Source organism: Cupriavidus pauculus, assembly GCF_002858765.1.
In the GTDB taxonomy this organism is placed as follows: Bacteria; Pseudomonadota; Gammaproteobacteria; order Burkholderiales; family Burkholderiaceae; genus Cupriavidus; species Cupriavidus pauculus_B.
This window is the reverse complement of sequence record NZ_PJRP01000010.1, coordinates 158,342-174,489: the sequence shown is the minus strand read 5'-3', so window position 1 is coordinate 174,489 and position 16,148 is coordinate 158,342. Positions and strand designations below refer to the sequence as shown.

20 protein-coding genes and 1 tRNA gene are annotated in these 16,148 nt (G+C 62.6%); 11 read left to right on the top strand and 10 right to left on the bottom strand.

Annotation, left to right across the window (positions count from 1 at the left end):
* The first annotated feature begins 106 nt into the window (after positions 1-106).
* Genes CYJ10_RS20825 through CYJ10_RS20810 form a run of 5 tightly spaced genes read left to right on the top strand, consistent with a single transcriptional unit; the run spans position 107 to position 2,150 of the window.
* Entirely contained in the window at positions 107-811 is a 705-nt protein-coding gene (locus CYJ10_RS20825; RefSeq protein WP_101683353.1) for a hypothetical protein, read from the top strand.
* Positions 812-845: 34 nt separating this feature from the next.
* Positions 846-1,277 carry a DUF5681 domain-containing protein gene (locus CYJ10_RS20820; protein ID WP_101683419.1) on the top strand — a complete coding sequence of 144 codons (432 nt, stop codon included), beginning with the start codon at positions 846-848 and terminating at the stop codon, positions 1,275-1,277.
* Positions 1,274-1,720 carry a hypothetical protein gene (locus CYJ10_RS20815; protein ID WP_101683352.1) on the top strand — a complete coding sequence of 149 codons (447 nt, stop codon included), beginning with the start codon at positions 1,274-1,276 and terminating at the stop codon, positions 1,718-1,720. Before CYJ10_RS20820 ends, CYJ10_RS20815 begins: the two co-directional genes overlap by 4 nt.
* Positions 1,717-1,893, top strand: coding sequence for a hypothetical protein (locus CYJ10_RS34210; RefSeq protein WP_180863003.1), 177 nt, complete (start codon positions 1,717-1,719; stop codon positions 1,891-1,893). Before CYJ10_RS20815 ends, CYJ10_RS34210 begins: the two co-directional genes overlap by 4 nt.
* A complete protein-coding gene (locus CYJ10_RS20810; protein WP_101683351.1) occupies positions 1,893-2,150 on the top strand; it encodes a hypothetical protein in 258 nt (85 codons plus the stop codon). The genes CYJ10_RS34210 and CYJ10_RS20810 overlap by 1 nt, the downstream gene beginning before the upstream one ends.
* A gap of 246 nt (positions 2,151-2,396) precedes the next feature.
* On the opposite strand, the gene CYJ10_RS20805 is transcribed toward CYJ10_RS20810, so the two are convergent.
* Complete coding sequence (locus tag CYJ10_RS20805) at positions 2,397-2,594, bottom strand: hypothetical protein (protein ID WP_101683350.1); 198 nt, start codon at positions 2,592-2,594, stop codon at positions 2,397-2,399.
* Positions 2,595-2,856: 262 nt separating this feature from the next.
* Here CYJ10_RS20805 and CYJ10_RS20800 point away from each other — a divergent pair, with 262 nt between their 5' ends.
* Positions 2,857-3,609: a ScaI family restriction endonuclease gene (locus CYJ10_RS20800; RefSeq protein ID WP_101683349.1), complete on the top strand. Its 753-nt coding sequence runs from the start codon at positions 2,857-2,859 to the stop codon at positions 3,607-3,609.
* 1 nt (position 3,610) lies between these two features.
* On the opposite strand, the gene CYJ10_RS20795 is transcribed toward CYJ10_RS20800, so the two are convergent.
* Positions 3,611-4,507, bottom strand: a complete 897-nt coding sequence (locus CYJ10_RS20795; protein ID WP_101683348.1) for a DNA-methyltransferase — start codon at positions 4,505-4,507, stop codon at positions 3,611-3,613.
* Between the two features lie 251 nt (positions 4,508-4,758).
* Positions 4,759-4,846 (bottom strand) — tRNA-Ser (locus CYJ10_RS20790).
* Positions 4,847-5,203: 357 nt separating this feature from the next.
* Here CYJ10_RS20790 and CYJ10_RS20785 point away from each other — a divergent pair.
* Positions 5,204-5,743 (top strand): outer membrane lipoprotein, encoded by a 540-nt coding sequence (locus CYJ10_RS20785; RefSeq protein ID WP_101683347.1) that lies wholly within the window; start codon positions 5,204-5,206, stop codon positions 5,741-5,743.
* Between the two features lie 126 nt (positions 5,744-5,869).
* On the opposite strand, the gene hemW is transcribed toward CYJ10_RS20785, so the two are convergent.
* The 6 genes from hemW to CYJ10_RS34205 form a co-directional block, all read right to left on the bottom strand.
* On the bottom strand, positions 5,870-7,120 hold the full coding sequence (gene hemW / locus CYJ10_RS20780) for a radical SAM family heme chaperone HemW (RefSeq protein ID WP_101683346.1): 1,251 nt from the start codon (positions 7,118-7,120) through the stop codon (positions 5,870-5,872).
* A complete protein-coding gene (rdgB, locus tag CYJ10_RS20775) occupies positions 7,117-7,731 on the bottom strand; it encodes an RdgB/HAM1 family non-canonical purine NTP pyrophosphatase (protein ID WP_101683345.1) in 615 nt (204 codons plus the stop codon). Before rdgB ends, hemW begins: the two co-directional genes overlap by 4 nt.
* Positions 7,732-7,750: 19 nt before the next feature.
* Positions 7,751-8,467 carry a ribonuclease PH gene (gene rph, locus CYJ10_RS20770; RefSeq protein WP_101683344.1) on the bottom strand — a complete coding sequence of 239 codons (717 nt, stop codon included), beginning with the start codon at positions 8,465-8,467 and terminating at the stop codon, positions 7,751-7,753.
* 84 nt (positions 8,468-8,551) lie between these two features.
* Positions 8,552-9,466: a PP2C family protein-serine/threonine phosphatase gene (locus tag CYJ10_RS20765; protein WP_101683343.1), complete on the bottom strand. Its 915-nt coding sequence runs from the start codon at positions 9,464-9,466 to the stop codon at positions 8,552-8,554.
* Between the two features lie 27 nt (positions 9,467-9,493).
* Positions 9,494-10,585: a serine/threonine protein kinase gene (locus CYJ10_RS20760; RefSeq protein WP_101683342.1), complete on the bottom strand. Its 1,092-nt coding sequence runs from the start codon at positions 10,583-10,585 to the stop codon at positions 9,494-9,496.
* 37 nt (positions 10,586-10,622) lie between these two features.
* Positions 10,623-10,820, bottom strand: a complete 198-nt coding sequence (locus tag CYJ10_RS34205) for a hypothetical protein (RefSeq protein ID WP_180863007.1) — start codon at positions 10,818-10,820, stop codon at positions 10,623-10,625.
* Between CYJ10_RS34205 and CYJ10_RS20755 the strand changes: the two genes are divergently transcribed.
* The 4 genes from CYJ10_RS20755 (at position 10,807) to CYJ10_RS20740 (ending at position 15,423) form a co-directional block, all read left to right on the top strand.
* Complete coding sequence (locus tag CYJ10_RS20755) at positions 10,807-11,742, top strand: YicC/YloC family endoribonuclease (protein WP_101683341.1); 936 nt, start codon at positions 10,807-10,809, stop codon at positions 11,740-11,742. The genes CYJ10_RS34205 and CYJ10_RS20755 overlap by 14 nt on opposite strands.
* 4 nt (positions 11,743-11,746) lie before the next feature.
* On the top strand, positions 11,747-12,397 hold the full coding sequence (gene gmk, locus CYJ10_RS20750; RefSeq protein WP_101683340.1) for a guanylate kinase: 651 nt from the start codon (positions 11,747-11,749) through the stop codon (positions 12,395-12,397).
* Between the two features lie 85 nt (positions 12,398-12,482).
* Positions 12,483-12,686, top strand: a complete 204-nt coding sequence (gene rpoZ / locus CYJ10_RS20745) for a DNA-directed RNA polymerase subunit omega (RefSeq protein WP_006578656.1) — start codon at positions 12,483-12,485, stop codon at positions 12,684-12,686.
* Between the two features lie 313 nt (positions 12,687-12,999).
* Positions 13,000-15,423, top strand: a complete 2,424-nt coding sequence (locus CYJ10_RS20740) for a RelA/SpoT family protein (protein WP_101683339.1) — start codon at positions 13,000-13,002, stop codon at positions 15,421-15,423.
* A gap of 35 nt (positions 15,424-15,458) precedes the next feature.
* Here the strand turns inward: CYJ10_RS20740 and greB are convergent, their stop codons facing one another.
* The gene (greB, locus tag CYJ10_RS20735; protein WP_101683418.1) at positions 15,459-16,025 is read right to left on the bottom strand and encodes a transcription elongation factor GreB; all 567 of its coding nucleotides are present in this window, start codon (positions 16,023-16,025) and stop codon (positions 15,459-15,461) included.
* Positions 16,026-16,148 lie beyond the last annotated feature (123 nt).

Here is a 16,148-nt window from a genome sequence, read left to right as displayed (position 1 = left end):
TGCTGTTTTACAAGTGAAAAACAACGCGGATCAAGCTGCTTTCAGCAGTTTTCAATCGTAACGTTAGCCCATGGTAAGCACGTACCCTTTTAACAGGAGATTCAACATGGACCAGATCAACGCTGACGTCACCCCATCCCTCCACCCATCCGTCATCGAAGCGGTCGATGGCTACGAGCAGCACATGGCCTTCGTTGTCGAAGCACGCAATACATTCGACGAGACCTACAAGACGCTGGCCGCCATCCACGATGCGCGCCGTGCGGTTGCGGACGATCCGACCATGACTGATACCGCGAAGCTGCTCGCAATGGGGGACTTCGCGGAAAAGCAGTCGGAGAAGCTATTCCGCAAGTTCGACGGAGCCGTTGCACGGTTGACGCTTGCTGTGCGCGACCACGAGTCCAAACTCACTGCGCCGGTCCAGCAGGCTGCGGCCGCTCCTGTGGCGGCAGAAATCAGGGCTCACGTGAAAGCGATGAAGCAAGGAGAGCGCGCTTCCTTCATGAACGACGCGTTGAAGGCGGGCGACACCCAGACCATTACTGCTGTGCTTGGCGCTCCGTCGTACCTGTCTGGACTGACGGAAGTGGAGAAGCAAGTCCACACACGCGCTTACCACAGCAAGGCCAATCCGGACCTGTCCGCACGCCTCGCGATTATGACGAAGGCAAAGGAGCTGCTTGAGCAGCGCGGCCCGCTGGTACACGGCGAGCTGGAGAGGGCAATCGGTGGGTCGTGGGCGAAGGTCAGCGCTGCACGACAGGCGGCGAACAAGTCCAAGGCCGCGTTCGCTCTTCCGCAGCAATAACCTGGCGGTCATTTGATCAATGGATGTTGGCATCATGAGCACACCAGTTGGCAAGTCGCGCGGAAATCCAGATTGGAAGAAGGGCGGTGCTAGCCCGAACCCTTTCGGTCGTCCTAAGGGCGTCATCGACAAGCGAATGCGGGTGACCCAGGCGCTGGCTGATGACGCTCCCTCCATCGCACGTGTGGTAATCGACGCCGCGCTTGATGGTGATATTCAGGCCGCGTCGCTTGTGTTGTCACGCGTCGCCCCTGCGTTGAAGGCTCAGGCCGAGCGCGTCACCTTCTCGTTCGATGCGCAGGCACCGCTTACGCAGCAGGTCGAGCAGGTATTGCAGGCCATAGCTGACGGCCACGTTGCGCCGGACATGGGCAAGCAGATCATCGAATCGATTTCTGCGCTCGCTGGAGTTCGTCAGATTGATGAGCTTGAGGCGCGGCTCGTAGCGCTGGAGGGAAAGCGATGACGCGTTTCGTTTCCTTTGACAGTGCTGAGTACAGGCGTGTGCAGCGCGACCGCCGTATCCACGCTATGCCGAGCGTACCCGGCGCTGTGGCCGTGCACCTGGTGTTCGATGTCCATAACTATGTGGTGAACCATGGCTCGCTGAAGAAGAGCATGGCGGCGGCACGCGTGCTCGTGCACAGGCTCATTGAAGAGTTCGACGCAACGGACAGCAACCCTGCATTTGCGCCCCACGCGACCTTGAGCCCGATTACTGCGCAGCAGGCTCGTGTGGTCAGAAAAGGCGGTGGCGCCATCGACGTGGAGGAGATGGCGACCACCTACGCGGTGATCGTTCAAGGCTGCTATGAGGCGATCCGTGATTGCGACGACCCAGCTGTTCGTATGCAGGCTGCACATCTGCTCCAGTCCATCGGGTACATCCCGCCAAGGAAAATGCAATGACGCGAAATGAAAATGACCACAAGGCGGAGCCCAAGGACGAGCGCGGGCTGACCGCGAGAGATCGTACACGCCTCGTCAATTTATTTTTCGAGCAAATGGAGGCGCGTCAGGAGCAGCGGGCACATGACCTCGCCTTGCTGCGGATAACCGCTTCACTGCCAAAGATTCGATAATGCGCGCGCGACTCAGTCTGACCACATTGCGGCGGCTTGATCGGGTTGAGCAGGCCCGCAGCGTGAACCGTCCGCGCGGTGAATGGCCGCCCATGATGGGCGTCGATGAGTGGGAAGCCGAAGCGACGGAGTACCTCGCGCGGCTGTGTGGTCAAGAGCGCTTACCCGAGCCGCCTCCCGTCGCTAACCACAACGACGTGACGCACCGGTACAAGCTGAGTGCGTTTATGCACGGCATAGCGGTCGGTGGAGAATGAACTGAGAAACGTCAGTGCCTTTTGAGGCGGCACTGACGCAGTCGAGCCGTAGGAAACCGTCGCTCGTTAATTCAACGGACCCAGCAGCAGGGCAGTCCATGCGCTGCCGATGCTGCCTTCAGCGGGTGCCATGCGGCACCCGTTGTCGCTTGTGCGGCTGCGGGGCGATAGCGGGCGGCTGGGGCCGCGATCACCACAGGGCCGTGGCTAAGGTACGGGCAGCACAGCCCGCGGCCTAGTTGTTCGCTATTTCTTGTCAGCAGCGGGTGGGCGGTGCTTCTGGACGATTGCGCGGATTTCCGCGTCTAGGTTGGCCTGGTCCTGCCTGCGCTTGGCTTCTGCCGTTCTCAGTGCCTCGGCGCCTTTCGGGTCGAACCTGCCATTAACGTAGTTCGCGGAGTTCTCCTCCGGGAAGTCCTCGAAGTATTCCGACCATTCACCCATAACTGACCCCTATTTGCGTTGTGTGACGTGCTAAGAATCGGCCAAGCCGTTGCTGATGTCAACGTCAGCAACAGTGCAGTCTACAAGGTACGGCAAACCCTGAATTACTCCGTCCGGGCGGCAAATCGCTGCTGTTTTCGGGCGGCCAACTAGGCCCTGGGTGCTGTGCGTAAGCCCAGCGTAACCCTCTGTAGGTGGGAGTTTCATCGGCGCTCGTTGTTTGAGACAATCTCAAGTCTACAAACAACAAGACGATTCTGAGATGGCATCCCCTTACCAAGGAGCCCATGTGGATCAGTGGGCTCAGATCACGCGGAACATTGTCGAACAACACCCGCTCACACGCGACCTAATTCTTGACGCCGCTTTGCTGTCATGGTCGCGCCTTTGGAACACTTGGGTTGGAGACGCCAACATAGGCTTCCCGCTTGCCGATATTGATCCACCGGCGACCGTGATCGGCTACATGTTTGAAAAGCTGTTTGCCAAAGAACTGGCTGTGCGGCTACCAGGCGCTTGGCGCGGTGGTGTCGGCTCGGAAAAAGACCTGCACTGCTTGACCGACGAAATGATGTCGGTAGAGATGAAGGCATCGGGGCAGTTGGGCTACAAAATCTATGGGAACCGCAGCTATGGGCAAGTGCTGGAGAACGCTGACGCAGCGAAGAAAGACAAGTCTGGTTTCTACATCACAGTCAACTTCTACGGCCGGACGCTGACGCTGTTGCGATTCGGCTGGATTGACTCGACCGATTGGCAGGCCCAGAAATCGCCCACAGGTCAGATGGCTGGCTTGTCCCCGCAGGTCTATCAACACAAGCTATTGCAGATCGGAGGGCCGTACATACTCAAGGGCCCTGTGCAACTGGTTGATGGTGTTGGTGCGAAGGCTGCGGAGGAATTGTCCGCTGGCGGGGTCAACACGATTGACGATTTGATTCGAGCTACGAATCTACCGCTCAAATACCAAAAACACCAAGTAGTCGCCCGCCAGCAGTACCAAGGCCTCTATTAAATTAAAATAGTGACGTGGATTGTCGAAGGGAATCTTCAATCCGCTCTGCTGCTATGGCGCAGTAATCTTCGCGAACCTCAAAGCCTATTGAGTAGCGTCCCCAGCGCAGACATGCATCAATTGTGGAGCCCGATCCGAGGAAGGGGTCAAGCACGATGCCATCCGTGGGCGAAAAACCTTTGATAACGCGCTCGCAGAGATCAAGCGGGAACTGTGCGGGGTGGGGCGTGCGCTCTTTCGATGCACGTCCCTGGCCCGATGTCACTTTGGCGATTTGCCACACGTCAGACGGATTTTTGCCGATGGTGTTGCAGCGAAGTTTGCCCTTCTTCTTTTGGTTGGGGTACGCGACATCGGGGTCGCGAATTTCATCCAAGTTGAAACAATAGTTGTCGGCACTCTTGACGTACCACATCAGTTTTTCATTGCGTGGCGACAGAAACTTGCGGGCAGCTACACCCGCGCCGTAATTCCACACGATTTCCTGTTGTAGTAGGAAAGGAACTCGATCCCAGAGCAAGTAGGGAATCGGAATGGACTTTGCTCGCCCTTCGAGCGATACGTACCCCACATTTAGCATGAACGCGCCGTCTGACCGACTTGCGCGATGTACCTCATTGATCCACCGCCCGCACCAGTCGATATAGGCTTCTACGGGGAGGACGTCCTCGTACTCTTTTCCGATGTTGTACGGAGGACTAGTGAACGTCAGGTCCAGGCTGTGCGCTGGAATGCTGGCTAGCAGGTCGAGGCAATCGCCGTTGTAGATGGCGTGCCGCTCGCCGCGAGCGTACGGAGAGCCAAGGGCCGCTAGAAGGGTTTCAAATCTCGCCTGTGCGGCAGTTTCTGAGCTTACGGTTTGCTCAGCGGGCTGAACGGTGTCGATCGTCTGATTCATAGCTTGTTGTGGTTTCGCGCGCTGCTCCCGATGGGGCACTGCTTCCAAGAATTTACACGAGCTCGGCAGGCTTCCCAAGGGACGGTCGGAGCGTGTCGGGGATCGTAGACAGTCTGTTGCGCTGCCGCTTACGTTCTGCTTACGGCACGAGTCCATGCGCCAAGCAAAGAGCCCCCCAGTGCGGGGGGCTCTTCGTTCGATATTGTCCGCGCACCTAGGCAGCCGACGTGGCCCTAAATGCTTGTTTTTATTGGCGGAAGCGGTGAGATTCGAACTCACGGACGGTTGCCCGTCGCTGGTTTTCAAGACCAGTGCCTTAAACCACTCGGCCACGCTTCCTACGAAAGTTTTCAAGACTGCTGCCTTAAACCACTCGGCCACGCTTCCTTTCGGGTTGGATGCCGGGCGCGGCGGCGTGTCATCCGCCATGCCCGGCCGCGCATTATACAAGGTCACAGCGTCGGGCAGGGCGCTGCTTGTCATGCACATGCCAGGTGGCATGGTTGGCCTGTGCGGGATGGCGTCGGCCGGAATGCGACAGGCGCTGGCGAAATTGTCGGTGTTTGTCGGACAGCGCGGAACCATGTTGGCGCTGTAAGGTTCCTAGGAGGGTCGATTTATTGGCCCGCTTTGCGCGTGTGCTTCGCGGGTTGACCCTTCAAACAGCCTCAATCAGCTATTAGAGGAGAATTGCTCATGCAGGAACAACACAAGGACAACAAGGACACTTCCAGGTCGTGGCTGGCGCTTGGTAGCCTGGGCGCACTGGCGCTGGCTGCCGGTCTGGCCGGCTGCGCGCAGCCGGGCTATGGCGGCTATGGCAACTACAACACGGCCCCGCCTCCGCAGGCCTATCAGCAGCCGGGCACCAACAGCTACCAGGCGCCGACCGGCTCGGTATTTACCGGACGCGTGGAGTCGATCGAGCCAATCCAGTCGACGCAGGGCAGCTCGGGCCTGCTGGGCACCGTGATCGGCGGCGCGGCAGGCGGCCTGCTGGGCCACCAGGTCGGCGGCGGGCGCGGTCAGACCGCGGCCACGATCGTGGGTGCCGTGGGTGGCGCCGTGGCGGGCAACCAGATCGAGAAGCGCGCAGGCAGCAATACGTCGACGGCGTACCGCGTGAACGTGCGGCTTGACGATGGCCGCATGGCCACGGTGACGCAAAGCAATCTGGGCAACCTGCGCGTGGGCGACCGCGCACGCGTGGCCAACGACATGGCGACGCCGTACTGATCGCCGCAATCCCAGTCGCCGCCGCAATCCCAGTCGCCGCCGCAATCGCGGTCACATAGCAAAAGCGCCACACCTGTCGAGGGTGTGGCGCTTTTGCTTTGGTATCGTCGAAATACTACGTCGAGCCTAATCCTTCAGGAACATCTCCTGCAGGTCATTGAGGAATCGGCGCCCCAGTTCAGTCGGCTTGATCGTGGTGGGGTCCGCTTCGAGCAAGCCCTTCTTTTCCGCCGCGGCCAGCTGTTTGCTGATCGTGTGCAAGGGCAGACCGGTGTAGTCATGGAAGCTCGACGCGGGCACGCCATCGGTCAGCCGCAGCGCGTTGAGCATGAACTCGAACGGCAGCTCGTCGGCACCCACTTCGCGGACTTCCTGCACGGCATTGCCGGCCATGGCCTGTTCCATATAGGTGGCCGGATGCTTGTGGCGCATCTGGCGCAGGATACGGTTCGGGAACGACAGCTTGCCGTGCGCGCCGGCACCGATACCCAGGTAATCGCCGAAACGCCAGTAGTTGAGGTTGTGCTTGGCTTCGCGGTGCGGCTGGGCATAGGCCGACGTTTCGTAGTGACGAAAGCCTGCCTGCATCGTACGGGCCTCGATGATGTCCTGCATCTCGTAGGCGATGTCCTCGTCGGGCAGGGCCGGCGGATACTTCGCGAACAGCGTGTTCGGCTCCAGCGTCAGGTGGTAGAGCGACAGGTGCGTGGTGCCATAGGACAGCGCCGCTTCCAGATCGCGCACGCATTCGTCGATGGTCTGGCCGGGCAGGGCGTACATCAGGTCCAGATTGACGTTGTCGAAGTGCTTCAGCGCGATGTCGATCGCCGCCCGCGCCTCGCGCTCGCCATGGATGCGTCCCAGCGCCTGCAGGTGCCGGTCGTCAAAGCTCTGGATGCCGATCGACAGCCGGTTGATGCCGCTGGCCCGGTAGCTCGCGAAGCGTTCGGCCTCGAACGTGCCTGGGTTGGCTTCCATCGTGATCTCGGCATCGGCGTCCAGCGGCAGCAGCGCGCGGATGTCGGACAGCAGGCGGTCCATGCCCGCTGCCGACAGCAGGCTGGGCGTGCCGCCGCCAATGAACACCGTATGCACGGGTCGGCCCCACACCAGCGGCAGCGACTGCTCCAGGTCGGCGCGCAGCGCATCGAGATAGATGTCTTCGGGGATGTCGTGGCTGTCGTTCTTGCCCGGTGCCGCATGCGAGTTGAAATCGCAATACGGGCACTTGCGCACGCACCAGGGGATATGGACGTACAGCGACAGTGGCGGCGAACCGGGCAGGGCGATCTGGCCCGGCTTGAGCCAGAGTTGCTGGTTGCCGGCCGGCGACACGTCAGCCGGCTTGCTGCTGCCGGCGGGAATGATCGGGATCATGCGCCTACCTTGAGACTCGCTGCCTGCAGCCGTGCCACCAGCCCCTGCAGGGCCAGCGCGCGATGGCTGATGTTGTTCTTCTCGTCCGCGCTCAGTTCGGCCGCGGTCTTGCCGATCCGGGGCAGCAGGAAGTGCGGGTCGTAGCCGAATCCGCCCGCGCCGCGCGGGGCGTCCACGACTTCGCCCGCCCAGGTGCCTTCGGCAATGATCGGGCGCGGATCGTCGGCATGGCGCACCAGCACCAGCACGCAGTAGTAGTGGGCGTGGCGGTTCAGCTTGCCGGCCAGCTGCGAGATCAGGTGGGCGTTGTTGGCGGCATCGGACTTCGGCTTGCCCACCATTTGCGCGTAGCGGGCCGAATAGACACCGGGCGCGCCATCGAGGGCGTCGACGCAGATGCCCGAATCATCGGCCAGCGCCGGCATGCCCGCCAGGCGGCTGGCGTGGCGTGCCTTGGCCAGCGCGTTCTCCACGAACGTGACGAACGGCTCTTCGGCTTCAGGAATGCCCAGGTCGCCCTGCGGCACGACGTTGAACCCGAGCGGCGACAGCAGCGCACTGAATTCGCGCACCTTGCCGGCGTTGTTGGAGGCCAGGACCAGGCGTTGCATCGTCAATCCCTCCCGCGTTTCAGAGGCCAAGCGCCTGCTTCTGGTGGCGCACCAGGTCGGCGATGCCAGCTTCGGCCAAGCGCGTCATGGCTTCGAGGTCGGCGCGGCTGAAGGGCGCACCCTCGGCCGTGCCCTGGACTTCGACGAAGCCACCGCTGCCCGTCATCACCACGTTCATGTCGGTGTCGCATGTGCTGTCCTCGGCGTAGTCGAGGTCCAGTACCGGCACGCCATCGACCATGCCGACCGACACCGCCGCCACGAAGTCGCGGATCGGGCTGGTCTGGATCACGCCTTCGCGCAGCATGGTGCTGATGGCATCATGGGCGGCCACAAAGGCGCCGGTGATGGCGGCCGTGCGCGTGCCGCCGTCGGCCTGCAGCACGTCGCAATCGAGGTGAATCGTATATTCGCCAAGCGCGGCCAGATCGAACACCGAGCGCATGGCCCGGCCGATCAGTCGCTGGATTTCCTGGGTGCGGCCGGTCTGTTTGCCGCGTGCGGCCTCGCGGTCGGAGCGCGTGTGCGTGGCACGGGGCAGCATGCCGTATTCGGCCGTGACCCAGCCTTCGCCGCTGCCCTTCTTGTGCGGCGGCACCTTGGCCAGCACGCTGGCCGTGCACAGCACCTTGGTATCGCCAAAGGCGCTCAGCACCGAGCCTTCGGCGTGGCGGGTGTAGTGACGGGTCAGGCTGATAGGTCGCAGCGCATCGGCCGCGCGTCCGCTGGGTCGCATGGGGAATCTTTCGTTGGAATCGGTAAGACCGCGATTCTAACGCCGGCGGGCGCATCGTGCGCCTGCCGGTGTCCCCCGGTGCCGTCAACGCATCAAATTGGACGTCTTGTCGATGGCTGCGCGGATTTCCGCGATCGAGCGTTCGATTTCTTCCTCGGACAGCAGGTCGGTCTCGGTGCCGGTGCGTTCGAGGATCGACGTCGTGAAGGCGTTCAGCGGCAGCGTGTCCGTCATCACCGCCTCCTCGTTGGGCACGGTGGCGTCGGCTTCCCACATCATGGCGATGGCTGTGGTGTTGTCGGCACCTTCGCCGGCATTGGCCAGCGCCTGCTCGATCAGGTCGGGGATGGCGTGGACCACCGACAGGTGGGTCACCTTGTCGACAATGACCTTTTCGTCCAGCACGCCCCAGAGACCGTCCGAGCACAGCAGCGCCACATCGCCCGGCTCCAGCCGCACCGGGCCGCCGATATCGATCAGCGGCAGGTTGGGCGACCCCAGGCAGTTGTAGAGCTTGTTGCGCTCCGGGTGGTTGGCCACTTCCATGGGCAGCACGCGTTCCTGCTGAAGCAGATTCTCGATCTTGGAGTGGTCGCGCGTGCGCGTCAGCAGGGCCGCCTTACGCATCAGGTAGAAGCGGGAGTCTCCGGCGTGGGCCCAGTGGATCTGGCCGTTCTGGATCAGGCAGCAGACCACCGTGGTACGGGGCACATCGGCCAGCTTGTTGGCTTCGGCGTAGCGATGGATCTCGCGGTGCGCCAGCATGATCGTGTCCTGCAGGAAGTCTGCGGGGTTGCGGATCGATGGGCGGGCCTGCGACTGGAACTGGCGGGCCAGCGTCTGCAGCGCCTGCTGTGCGGCGACTTCGCCAAAGGCATGGCCGCCAAGGCCGTCGGCCAGGACCATGAGCAGGGCATCGCGTGTGAAGCAGTAGCCCATGCGGTCTTGGTTGATCCGGCGGCCGCCTTTCCGGCTTTCCTGGTAGACGGAGAATCGCATTGCGGTAATTCGTGTCGGGTTCGTGCGTTAGTCGCCGCTTCGGCCGGTTTCTTCGGCGTGAACGGGCTTTGCGGCGGTCGGCTTGTCGATGTTCTTGTCTTCGCGGCGGCGCAGCAGCGTCATGAAGCGGCTGGTGGCATTGAGGCGTTCGTTCGCCGGCCCCGCCGGCGGGGCGCTGGCCGCCGCGGCGGCCGATTGCTCGCCCAGCGCGTTGCTCTGGTCGCGCAGCTCTTTCTGGAGCCGGAACACGCTTTGCGGCCGTTCGGACGGCGTCAGGCGCAGGCACCACTCGACCAGATCGACCAGGCCGTTGGTGTAGGTGGCGCGCAGCCGCGTGAAGGATTCGGCCATGCGGTCGTCCTTCTCGCGCTGGTTGGCCTCCTGCGGCGGCATGCCGGCCATGCACGCGTACAGCGTGGCGCCCAGGCTGTAGATGTCGGTCCACGGGCCCAGGTCGGAATGCTTGCCATAGAGCTCGGGCGCCGCGAAGCCGGGGGTGTACATCGGCTGGAAGCGCGCGTTTTCCATGGTCAGGATCTGCCGGGCGGCGCCGAAATCCAGCAGGATCGGCGATTCGTCCTCGCGCAGGTAGATGTTGCCGGGCTTGATGTCCAGGTGCAGCAGTTTGTGAATATGCACTTCGCGCAGACCGCTCATCAGGTCGTGGAAGACCTTGCGGATGAAGCGCTCGCGCAGCACCTTGGGCTTGCCTTGCTGCCGGGCCTGCAGGATATGCTCCTGCAGCGTCTTGCCCAGCTCGTAGTTCATCACCATGTAGACCGTGGAATTCTCGCGGAAGAAATTCACCACGCGAACCACGCTCGGGTGCGAGATACGCGCCAGCGAACGGCCTTCCTCGAAGAAATACTTCAGGCCTAGGCGGAATGAGGCAGCGTTCTCGTCAGGGACGACCGGAATCAGCTCGCCGGGGCTGCGGCGGGCCAGCGAAGACGGCAGGTATTCCTTGATGGCAACCGGTGCGCCGGTCTCGTCGGTGGCAAGGTAGACGAAACTGAACCCCCCGCTGGCCAACTTCTTTACAATACGGTAGTTGGCAAGCAGCGTGCCGATAGGGAGCGGCGCGCTCTTGGTCTGGTTGGCGCCCTTGGACTCTGTCATAGGATTCGGGACCTCATTTGCTCCCGGATTCTCCGGTCTAATCGGTCACTTGTAAAGAAATCATTAGCGGGGACTGTTGCCAAAACTCCGCGCTTTCCGACCACCGCTTTCCCATTGATTTTTCGGGCGATTTACCGCCTGCACGGCCGCGCTGGCCGGGCCGCCGGCCCCGGCTTCGTACCGAATCCTGAATTTTCGACTCTTTCGCGAGATAAACGACGATGATCCACAGCATGACAGGCTATGGCCTGGCTACCCGCCAGGCACCGCTGACCAACGCCCAGGGCGAACCCAGCGGCCGCACGGCTTCGGTTTCCGTGGAATTCCGCACTGTCAATTCGCGTTTTCTCGACCTGTTGTTCCGCGCGCCGGAAGAATGCCGCGCCTTCGAGCCGGCCCTGCGCGAAATGCTGATGGGCGAGCTGTCGCGCGGCAAGCTCGAATGCCGTATCAACCTGCAGCGCACCGACACCGGCGGCGCCACGCTGGCGCTGAACCAGGGGCTGCTGGACCAGATCCGCGCCCTGGAATCGACGGTGACGGCCACGTTTGCCAACGCCGGCACCATGCGCATGGGCGAGATCCTGCGCTGGCCGGGCGTGCTCGTGGAGCCTGAGCTGTCGCAGGAATCCCTGCGGGAGGCCGTGACCGGCGCCGCACGCGAGGCCCTGAAGCAACTGCTGGAGGCCCGCAGCCGCGAGGGCGCCGCGCTCAAGGCCACGCTGGAGGAGCGTATCGACGCCATGCTGGCCATCGTCGAGCGCCTGACGCCGACGATCCCCCAGCTGATCGCCCACCATCAGGAAAAGCTGACCGAACGCCTGCAGGAAGCCTTCAACCTGGCCGCGCCGAACGGCATGCCGTCGATGACCCGCGAAGAGGTGGCCGAGCGTATCCGCCAGGAAGCCACGGTGTACGGCATCCGCATCGACATTGCCGAAGAGCTGTCGCGTCTGCAGGCCCACCTCAACGAAACCCGGCATATCCTGAAGAAGGGCGGCCAGGTCGGCAAGCGCCTGGATTTCATGATGCAGGAGCTCAACCGCGAGGCCAACACGCTGGGCTCGAAGGCCGCCGCCAAGGAACTCGCCGATGCGTCGATGGAGCTGAAGCTCCTGATCGAGCAGATGCGCGAACAGATTCAAAACCTCGAATAAGATCATGAGCGACACCACCCACACCGCCATCGATACCGCCTATCCGGGCAACCTGTTCATGGTGGTGGCACCGTCCGGGGCCGGCAAATCCACGCTGGTCAACGCGCTGCTGGCGCAGGACAAGTCCATCCGCCTGTCGATCTCGCACACCACCCGCAAGCCGCGCCCCGGCGAGCAGAGCGGTCGCGAGTACCACTTCACCACGGTCGAGGAATTCCGTGCCGCGCGCGATCGCGGCGAATTCCTGGAATGGGCCGAAGTGCATGGCAACTACTACGCCACCTCGCAAGTCTGGATCGAGCAGCAGATGGCCCAGGGCAACGACGTGCTGCTGGAGATCGACTGGCAGGGCGCGCAGCAGGTTCACAAGCGCTTTTCCAACGCCATGGAGATTTTCATCCTGCCGCCGTCGCTGACCGCGCTGGAAGATCGCCTCAAAAAGCGTGGCCAGGACGAGCCGAACGTGATCGTGCGCCGGCTGCTGGCAGCGGGTAGCGAAATGGCCCATGCTTCGGAGTCGGATTACGTGATCATCAACGAGGTGTTCGAGGACGCGCTGAAGCAGCTCCAGAACGTCGTTCACGCGACCCGTTTGCGGTTTTCGTCGCAGAAGGCCCGTCACGCCGAGCTGTTTATCGAGCTCGGCATTCATTGATTACAGGCACGTTGCCGGAAGGTTCCGGCGGCGTGCTGTAAAATACCGGCCTGTCGAACAGGTTTTATCCCAAGGTGGATTTGATATGGCGCGTATTACCGTCGAAGATTGTCTGAAACACATCCCGAATCGCTTCGAGCTGGCGCTCGCGGCGACTTACCGAGCACGTCAGCTCGTGCAAGGCCACACCCCCAAGGTCGAGGCCAAGGACAAGCCCACTGTGGTGGCGCTGCGCGAGATCGCGTCCGGCCAGGTGGGCATCGAGATGCTGAAGAAGGTACCGACCTGATTGCCAGGGCGGCCCGTGGTTCATTCATGCTTCGCGTGCGTACGCATCCCGCCGCGCATCCGGTTGAATTCCAGGGGCTGCCATGCCTTCGTCGCCGACCGATCCCGCCATTGCTCCCCCGGCCAACGCCGGGGTTGGGTTTTCGCGTGCATTGCCGACGACGAAGCGTCCTGGCGCCGTGCCGGCACCGGCCGGTGCGGTCGCCACGCCTGTGGCGCCCGGCGCACCGCTGCCCGGTGTCGTACCGGTTTCCACATCCCTGCCTCCGGCGCCTTCCGCGCCTGCCGGCCGTAAGCGTCCCGGACTTCCTCCCGTGACAGCCCGTACCGGTGCTCCCAATCTGCCCGATCCGCTCGGCGACAACGTCGTCGGCGAGCGTGCCGTCGTGCCCCCGATGCAGCAGGGCAAGGCGCGTGCGGCGCTGGCCAATGAACTGGTAGCCGAACCCGTGGCTGGCACCGTGCCCGCCACGCGGGGCGGCGATCTGTTCATCGACGCCGTGCTGGCGCAGTCATACCGTCACTTCTTTGGCCCGACGTCGCAGCCGGCGGTGCCGCCGCGGCAGCAGGTCATCTCGATCGCGCGGCTGATGGAGAAGCTGGCTTACCTGAAGCCGGCTGACCAGGCGGTGGTGCGCGAGGCCTTCCAGTTTTCGGACGAGGCGCACCTGGGGCAGTACCGCCAGAGCGGCGAGCCGTACATCACGCACCCGGTGGCCGTGGCCGAGCTGTGCGCCGACTGGAAGCTCGATGTGCAGTCCATCATGGCGGCGTTGCTGCATGACGTGATGGAAGACCAGGGCATCACCAAGAGCGAGCTGGCTGAGAAATTCGGGCCCAAGGTCGCGGAACTGGTCGATGGCCTGACCAAGCTGGACAAGCTCGAATTCCAGAGCCGCGAGCAGGCGCAGGCGGAAAGTTTCCGCAAGATGCTGCTGGCGATGGCGCGCGATGTGCGGGTGATCCTGGTCAAACTGGCCGATCGCACGCACAACATGCGTACGCTCGATTTCGTGCCGCCGGAAAAGCGGCGCCGGATCGCGCTGGAAACGATGGAGATCTACGCGCCGATCGCGCATCGGCTGGGTCTCAACACGATTTACCGCGAACTGCAGGAGCTGTCGTTCAAGGTTGGATCCCCCTTCCGCTACGCCACGTTGGAGAAGGCCGTCAAGGCCGCGCGCGGCAATCGTCGCGAGGTGGTCCGGCGCATTCTTGAGGCAGCGCAAGGCGCGCTGGGCGATGCTGGCATCGTGGCCGAACTGTCGGGCCGCGAGAAGACGCTGTACAGCATCTATCGCAAGATGCACGACAAGCAGCTGTCGTTCTCGCAGGTGCTCGATGTCTACGGCTTCCGCGTGGTCGTGGAAACGCAGATGCACTGCTACATGGCGATGGGCGCGCTGCACGGCCTGTACAAGCCGATGCCGGGCAAGTTCAAGGACTACATCGCGATTCCGAAGATCAACGGCTACCAGTCGCTGCACACGACGCTGGTGGGTCCGTTCGGCACGCCGGTGGAATTCCAGATCCGCACGCGCGGCATGCACCAGATTGCCGAAGCGGGCGTGGCCGCGCACTGGATGTACAAGCATCAGGCCGACCATGCCAACGATATCCAGCAACAGGCCCACCAGTGGCTGCAGTCGCTGCTCGATATCCAGAGCCAGACTGGCGATTCGCAGGAGTTCCTGGAGCACGTCAAGATCGACCTGTTCCCGGATGCCGTCTACGTGTTCACGCCCAAGGGCCATATCCGCGCGCTGCCGCGTGGCGCCACGGCGCTGGACTTCGCGTACGCGGTGCATAGCGACCTGGGCAACCAGTGCGTGGCGGTCAAGATCAACAACGAGCTGCTGCCCTTGCGCACGGAGCTCAAGAGCGGCGATATCGTAGAGGTGGTGACGGCGCCGTACTCGAAGCCGAACCCGGCGTGGCTGGCGTTCGTGCGCACGGGCAAGGCGCGTGCGGCGATCCGCCACTACCTGAAGACCACCAAGCTCGACGAAGCCATCCAGCTGGGCGAACGCCTGCTGGACCAGTCCGCGCGCCAGCTTGGCATCGATCTGAAGGCGGTGCCGCAGTCGGTGTGGGAGCGCATGATCCAGTGGACCGGCAACAAGCTGCGCGAAGACATCTTCGCCGACCTGGCGCTGGGCCGACGCGTGCCGGCCGTGGTGGCACGCCGCATGGAGATCCTGCTGCAGGAGCTGTCCGGCGATGTGGACAGCGCGCTGCTGGCAGCAGTGCAGACGTTCGCCGGCGAGGAAGCCCCGGCCGTGCCGATCACCGGCGACGAAGGCATGTCGATGATCTTCTCGGCGTGCTGCCGTCCGATCCCGGGCGACTCGATCGTCGGCTATCTGGGCAAGGGCGAAGGCTTGCAGATCCACGTGCAGGACTGCAAGGTGGCCAAGCGCCTGCACAGCAAGGACCCCGAGCACTGGATCGAGGTCATGTGGGCCAAGAAGACGACGCGCGCGTTCGATGTGTCGATCAAGGTCATGGTGCGCAACGTAAAGGGCATTGTCGCCCGCGTGGCTGCCGACCTGACCGCCGCCGATGCCAACGTTGCGCACGTGGCGATGGAGCAGCAGCAGGTGGCGGGGCATCAGGAAGCCACCTACATGCAGTTCGTGCTCCAGGTGCAAAACCGTCTGCACCTGGCCAACGTCATGCGCGCGCTGCGCCGGAATCCGGATGTGATCCGGATCTTCCGCGACCGGAACGACGGTTAAGAGGCGCCAGGAAAACGATCCTGGCGTCCACTTCGCTACTGCACGGTTTTCGCCGGGTATTTCACTTCCAGAATATCGATCTGTTCGATGCCGGCCGGCGTGCGCAGCGGCACGGTGTCGCCCTCGCGCGCCTTGATCAGCGCCTTGGCGATCGGTGAAATCCAGCTCACGTGGTTGCTGTCCAGATCCACCTCGTCCATGCCGACGATCGTGATCGTGGTCTCTTCGCCTGCCTGGTTTGCGTACGTGACCGTGGCGCCGAAGAATATCTGGTCGTTGTCGCCCTGTAGCGATGGGTCCACCACCTCGGCCTTGTCGAGCCGCCGTGTCAGGAAGCGGATGCGGCGATCGATCTCGCGCAGGCGCTTCTTGCCATAGAGGTAGTCGCCGTTTTCCGAGCGGTCGCCGTTGGACGCCGCCCATGACACGATCTGCACGATGTCCGGCCGATCCACATCGATCAGATGCATCAGTTCGTCGCGCAGTCGCTTGTAGCCGGCGGCGGAGATGTAGTTCTTGGTGCCGGCGGGCAGCGGGGTCGCGCCTTCGGGAAGATCTTCGTCGTCATCGTTGGACGACTCTTTGACAAATGCCTTGTTCATGTTCCGGATCACTTCATGAGGCTTCAATTATAGGAAGTTGCGCTCCTCGACCCCCGCCGATGAAAAAAATGCGTGAGGGGGCTTCACAAAACTGAAAACTTCTATATAATCTCTTTTCTCGGT

Bases quoted from the DNA above. Each gene is read 5' to 3' on its own strand.
- rph (WP_101683344.1), bottom strand. From the start codon at position 8,467: ATGCGACCCAGCGGACGCGCGGCCGATGCGCTGCGACCTATCAGCCTG.
- CYJ10_RS20755 (WP_101683341.1), top strand. From the start codon at position 10,807: ATGATCCACAGCATGACAGGCTATGGCCTGGCTACCCGCCAGGCACCG.
- CYJ10_RS20810 (WP_101683351.1), top strand. From the start codon at position 1,893: ATGCGCGCGCGACTCAGTCTGACCACATTGCGGCGGCTTGATCGGGTT.
- CYJ10_RS34210 (WP_180863003.1), top strand. From the start codon at position 1,717: ATGACGCGAAATGAAAATGACCACAAGGCGGAGCCCAAGGACGAGCGC.
- CYJ10_RS20825 (WP_101683353.1), top strand. From the start codon at position 107: ATGGACCAGATCAACGCTGACGTCACCCCATCCCTCCACCCATCCGTC.
- hemW (WP_101683346.1), bottom strand. From the start codon at position 7,120: ATGATCCCGATCATTCCCGCCGGCAGCAGCAAGCCGGCTGACGTGTCG.
- CYJ10_RS20785 (WP_101683347.1), top strand. From the start codon at position 5,204: ATGCAGGAACAACACAAGGACAACAAGGACACTTCCAGGTCGTGGCTG.
- CYJ10_RS20795 (WP_101683348.1), bottom strand. From the start codon at position 4,507: ATGAATCAGACGATCGACACCGTTCAGCCCGCTGAGCAAACCGTAAGC.
- rdgB (WP_101683345.1), bottom strand. From the start codon at position 7,731: ATGCAACGCCTGGTCCTGGCCTCCAACAACGCCGGCAAGGTGCGCGAA.
- rpoZ (WP_006578656.1), top strand. From the start codon at position 12,483: ATGGCGCGTATTACCGTCGAAGATTGTCTGAAACACATCCCGAATCGC.
- CYJ10_RS20765 (WP_101683343.1), bottom strand. From the start codon at position 9,466: ATGCGATTCTCCGTCTACCAGGAAAGCCGGAAAGGCGGCCGCCGGATC.
- CYJ10_RS20760 (WP_101683342.1), bottom strand. From the start codon at position 10,585: ATGACAGAGTCCAAGGGCGCCAACCAGACCAAGAGCGCGCCGCTCCCT.
- greB (WP_101683418.1), bottom strand. From the start codon at position 16,025: ATGAACAAGGCATTTGTCAAAGAGTCGTCCAACGATGACGACGAAGAT.
- CYJ10_RS20800 (WP_101683349.1), top strand. From the start codon at position 2,857: ATGGCATCCCCTTACCAAGGAGCCCATGTGGATCAGTGGGCTCAGATC.
- CYJ10_RS20815 (WP_101683352.1), top strand. From the start codon at position 1,274: ATGACGCGTTTCGTTTCCTTTGACAGTGCTGAGTACAGGCGTGTGCAG.
- CYJ10_RS20820 (WP_101683419.1), top strand. From the start codon at position 846: ATGAGCACACCAGTTGGCAAGTCGCGCGGAAATCCAGATTGGAAGAAG.
- CYJ10_RS34205 (WP_180863007.1), bottom strand. From the start codon at position 10,820: ATGCTGTGGATCATCGTCGTTTATCTCGCGAAAGAGTCGAAAATTCAG.
- CYJ10_RS20805 (WP_101683350.1), bottom strand. From the start codon at position 2,594: ATGGGTGAATGGTCGGAATACTTCGAGGACTTCCCGGAGGAGAACTCC.
- gmk (WP_101683340.1), top strand. From the start codon at position 11,747: ATGAGCGACACCACCCACACCGCCATCGATACCGCCTATCCGGGCAAC.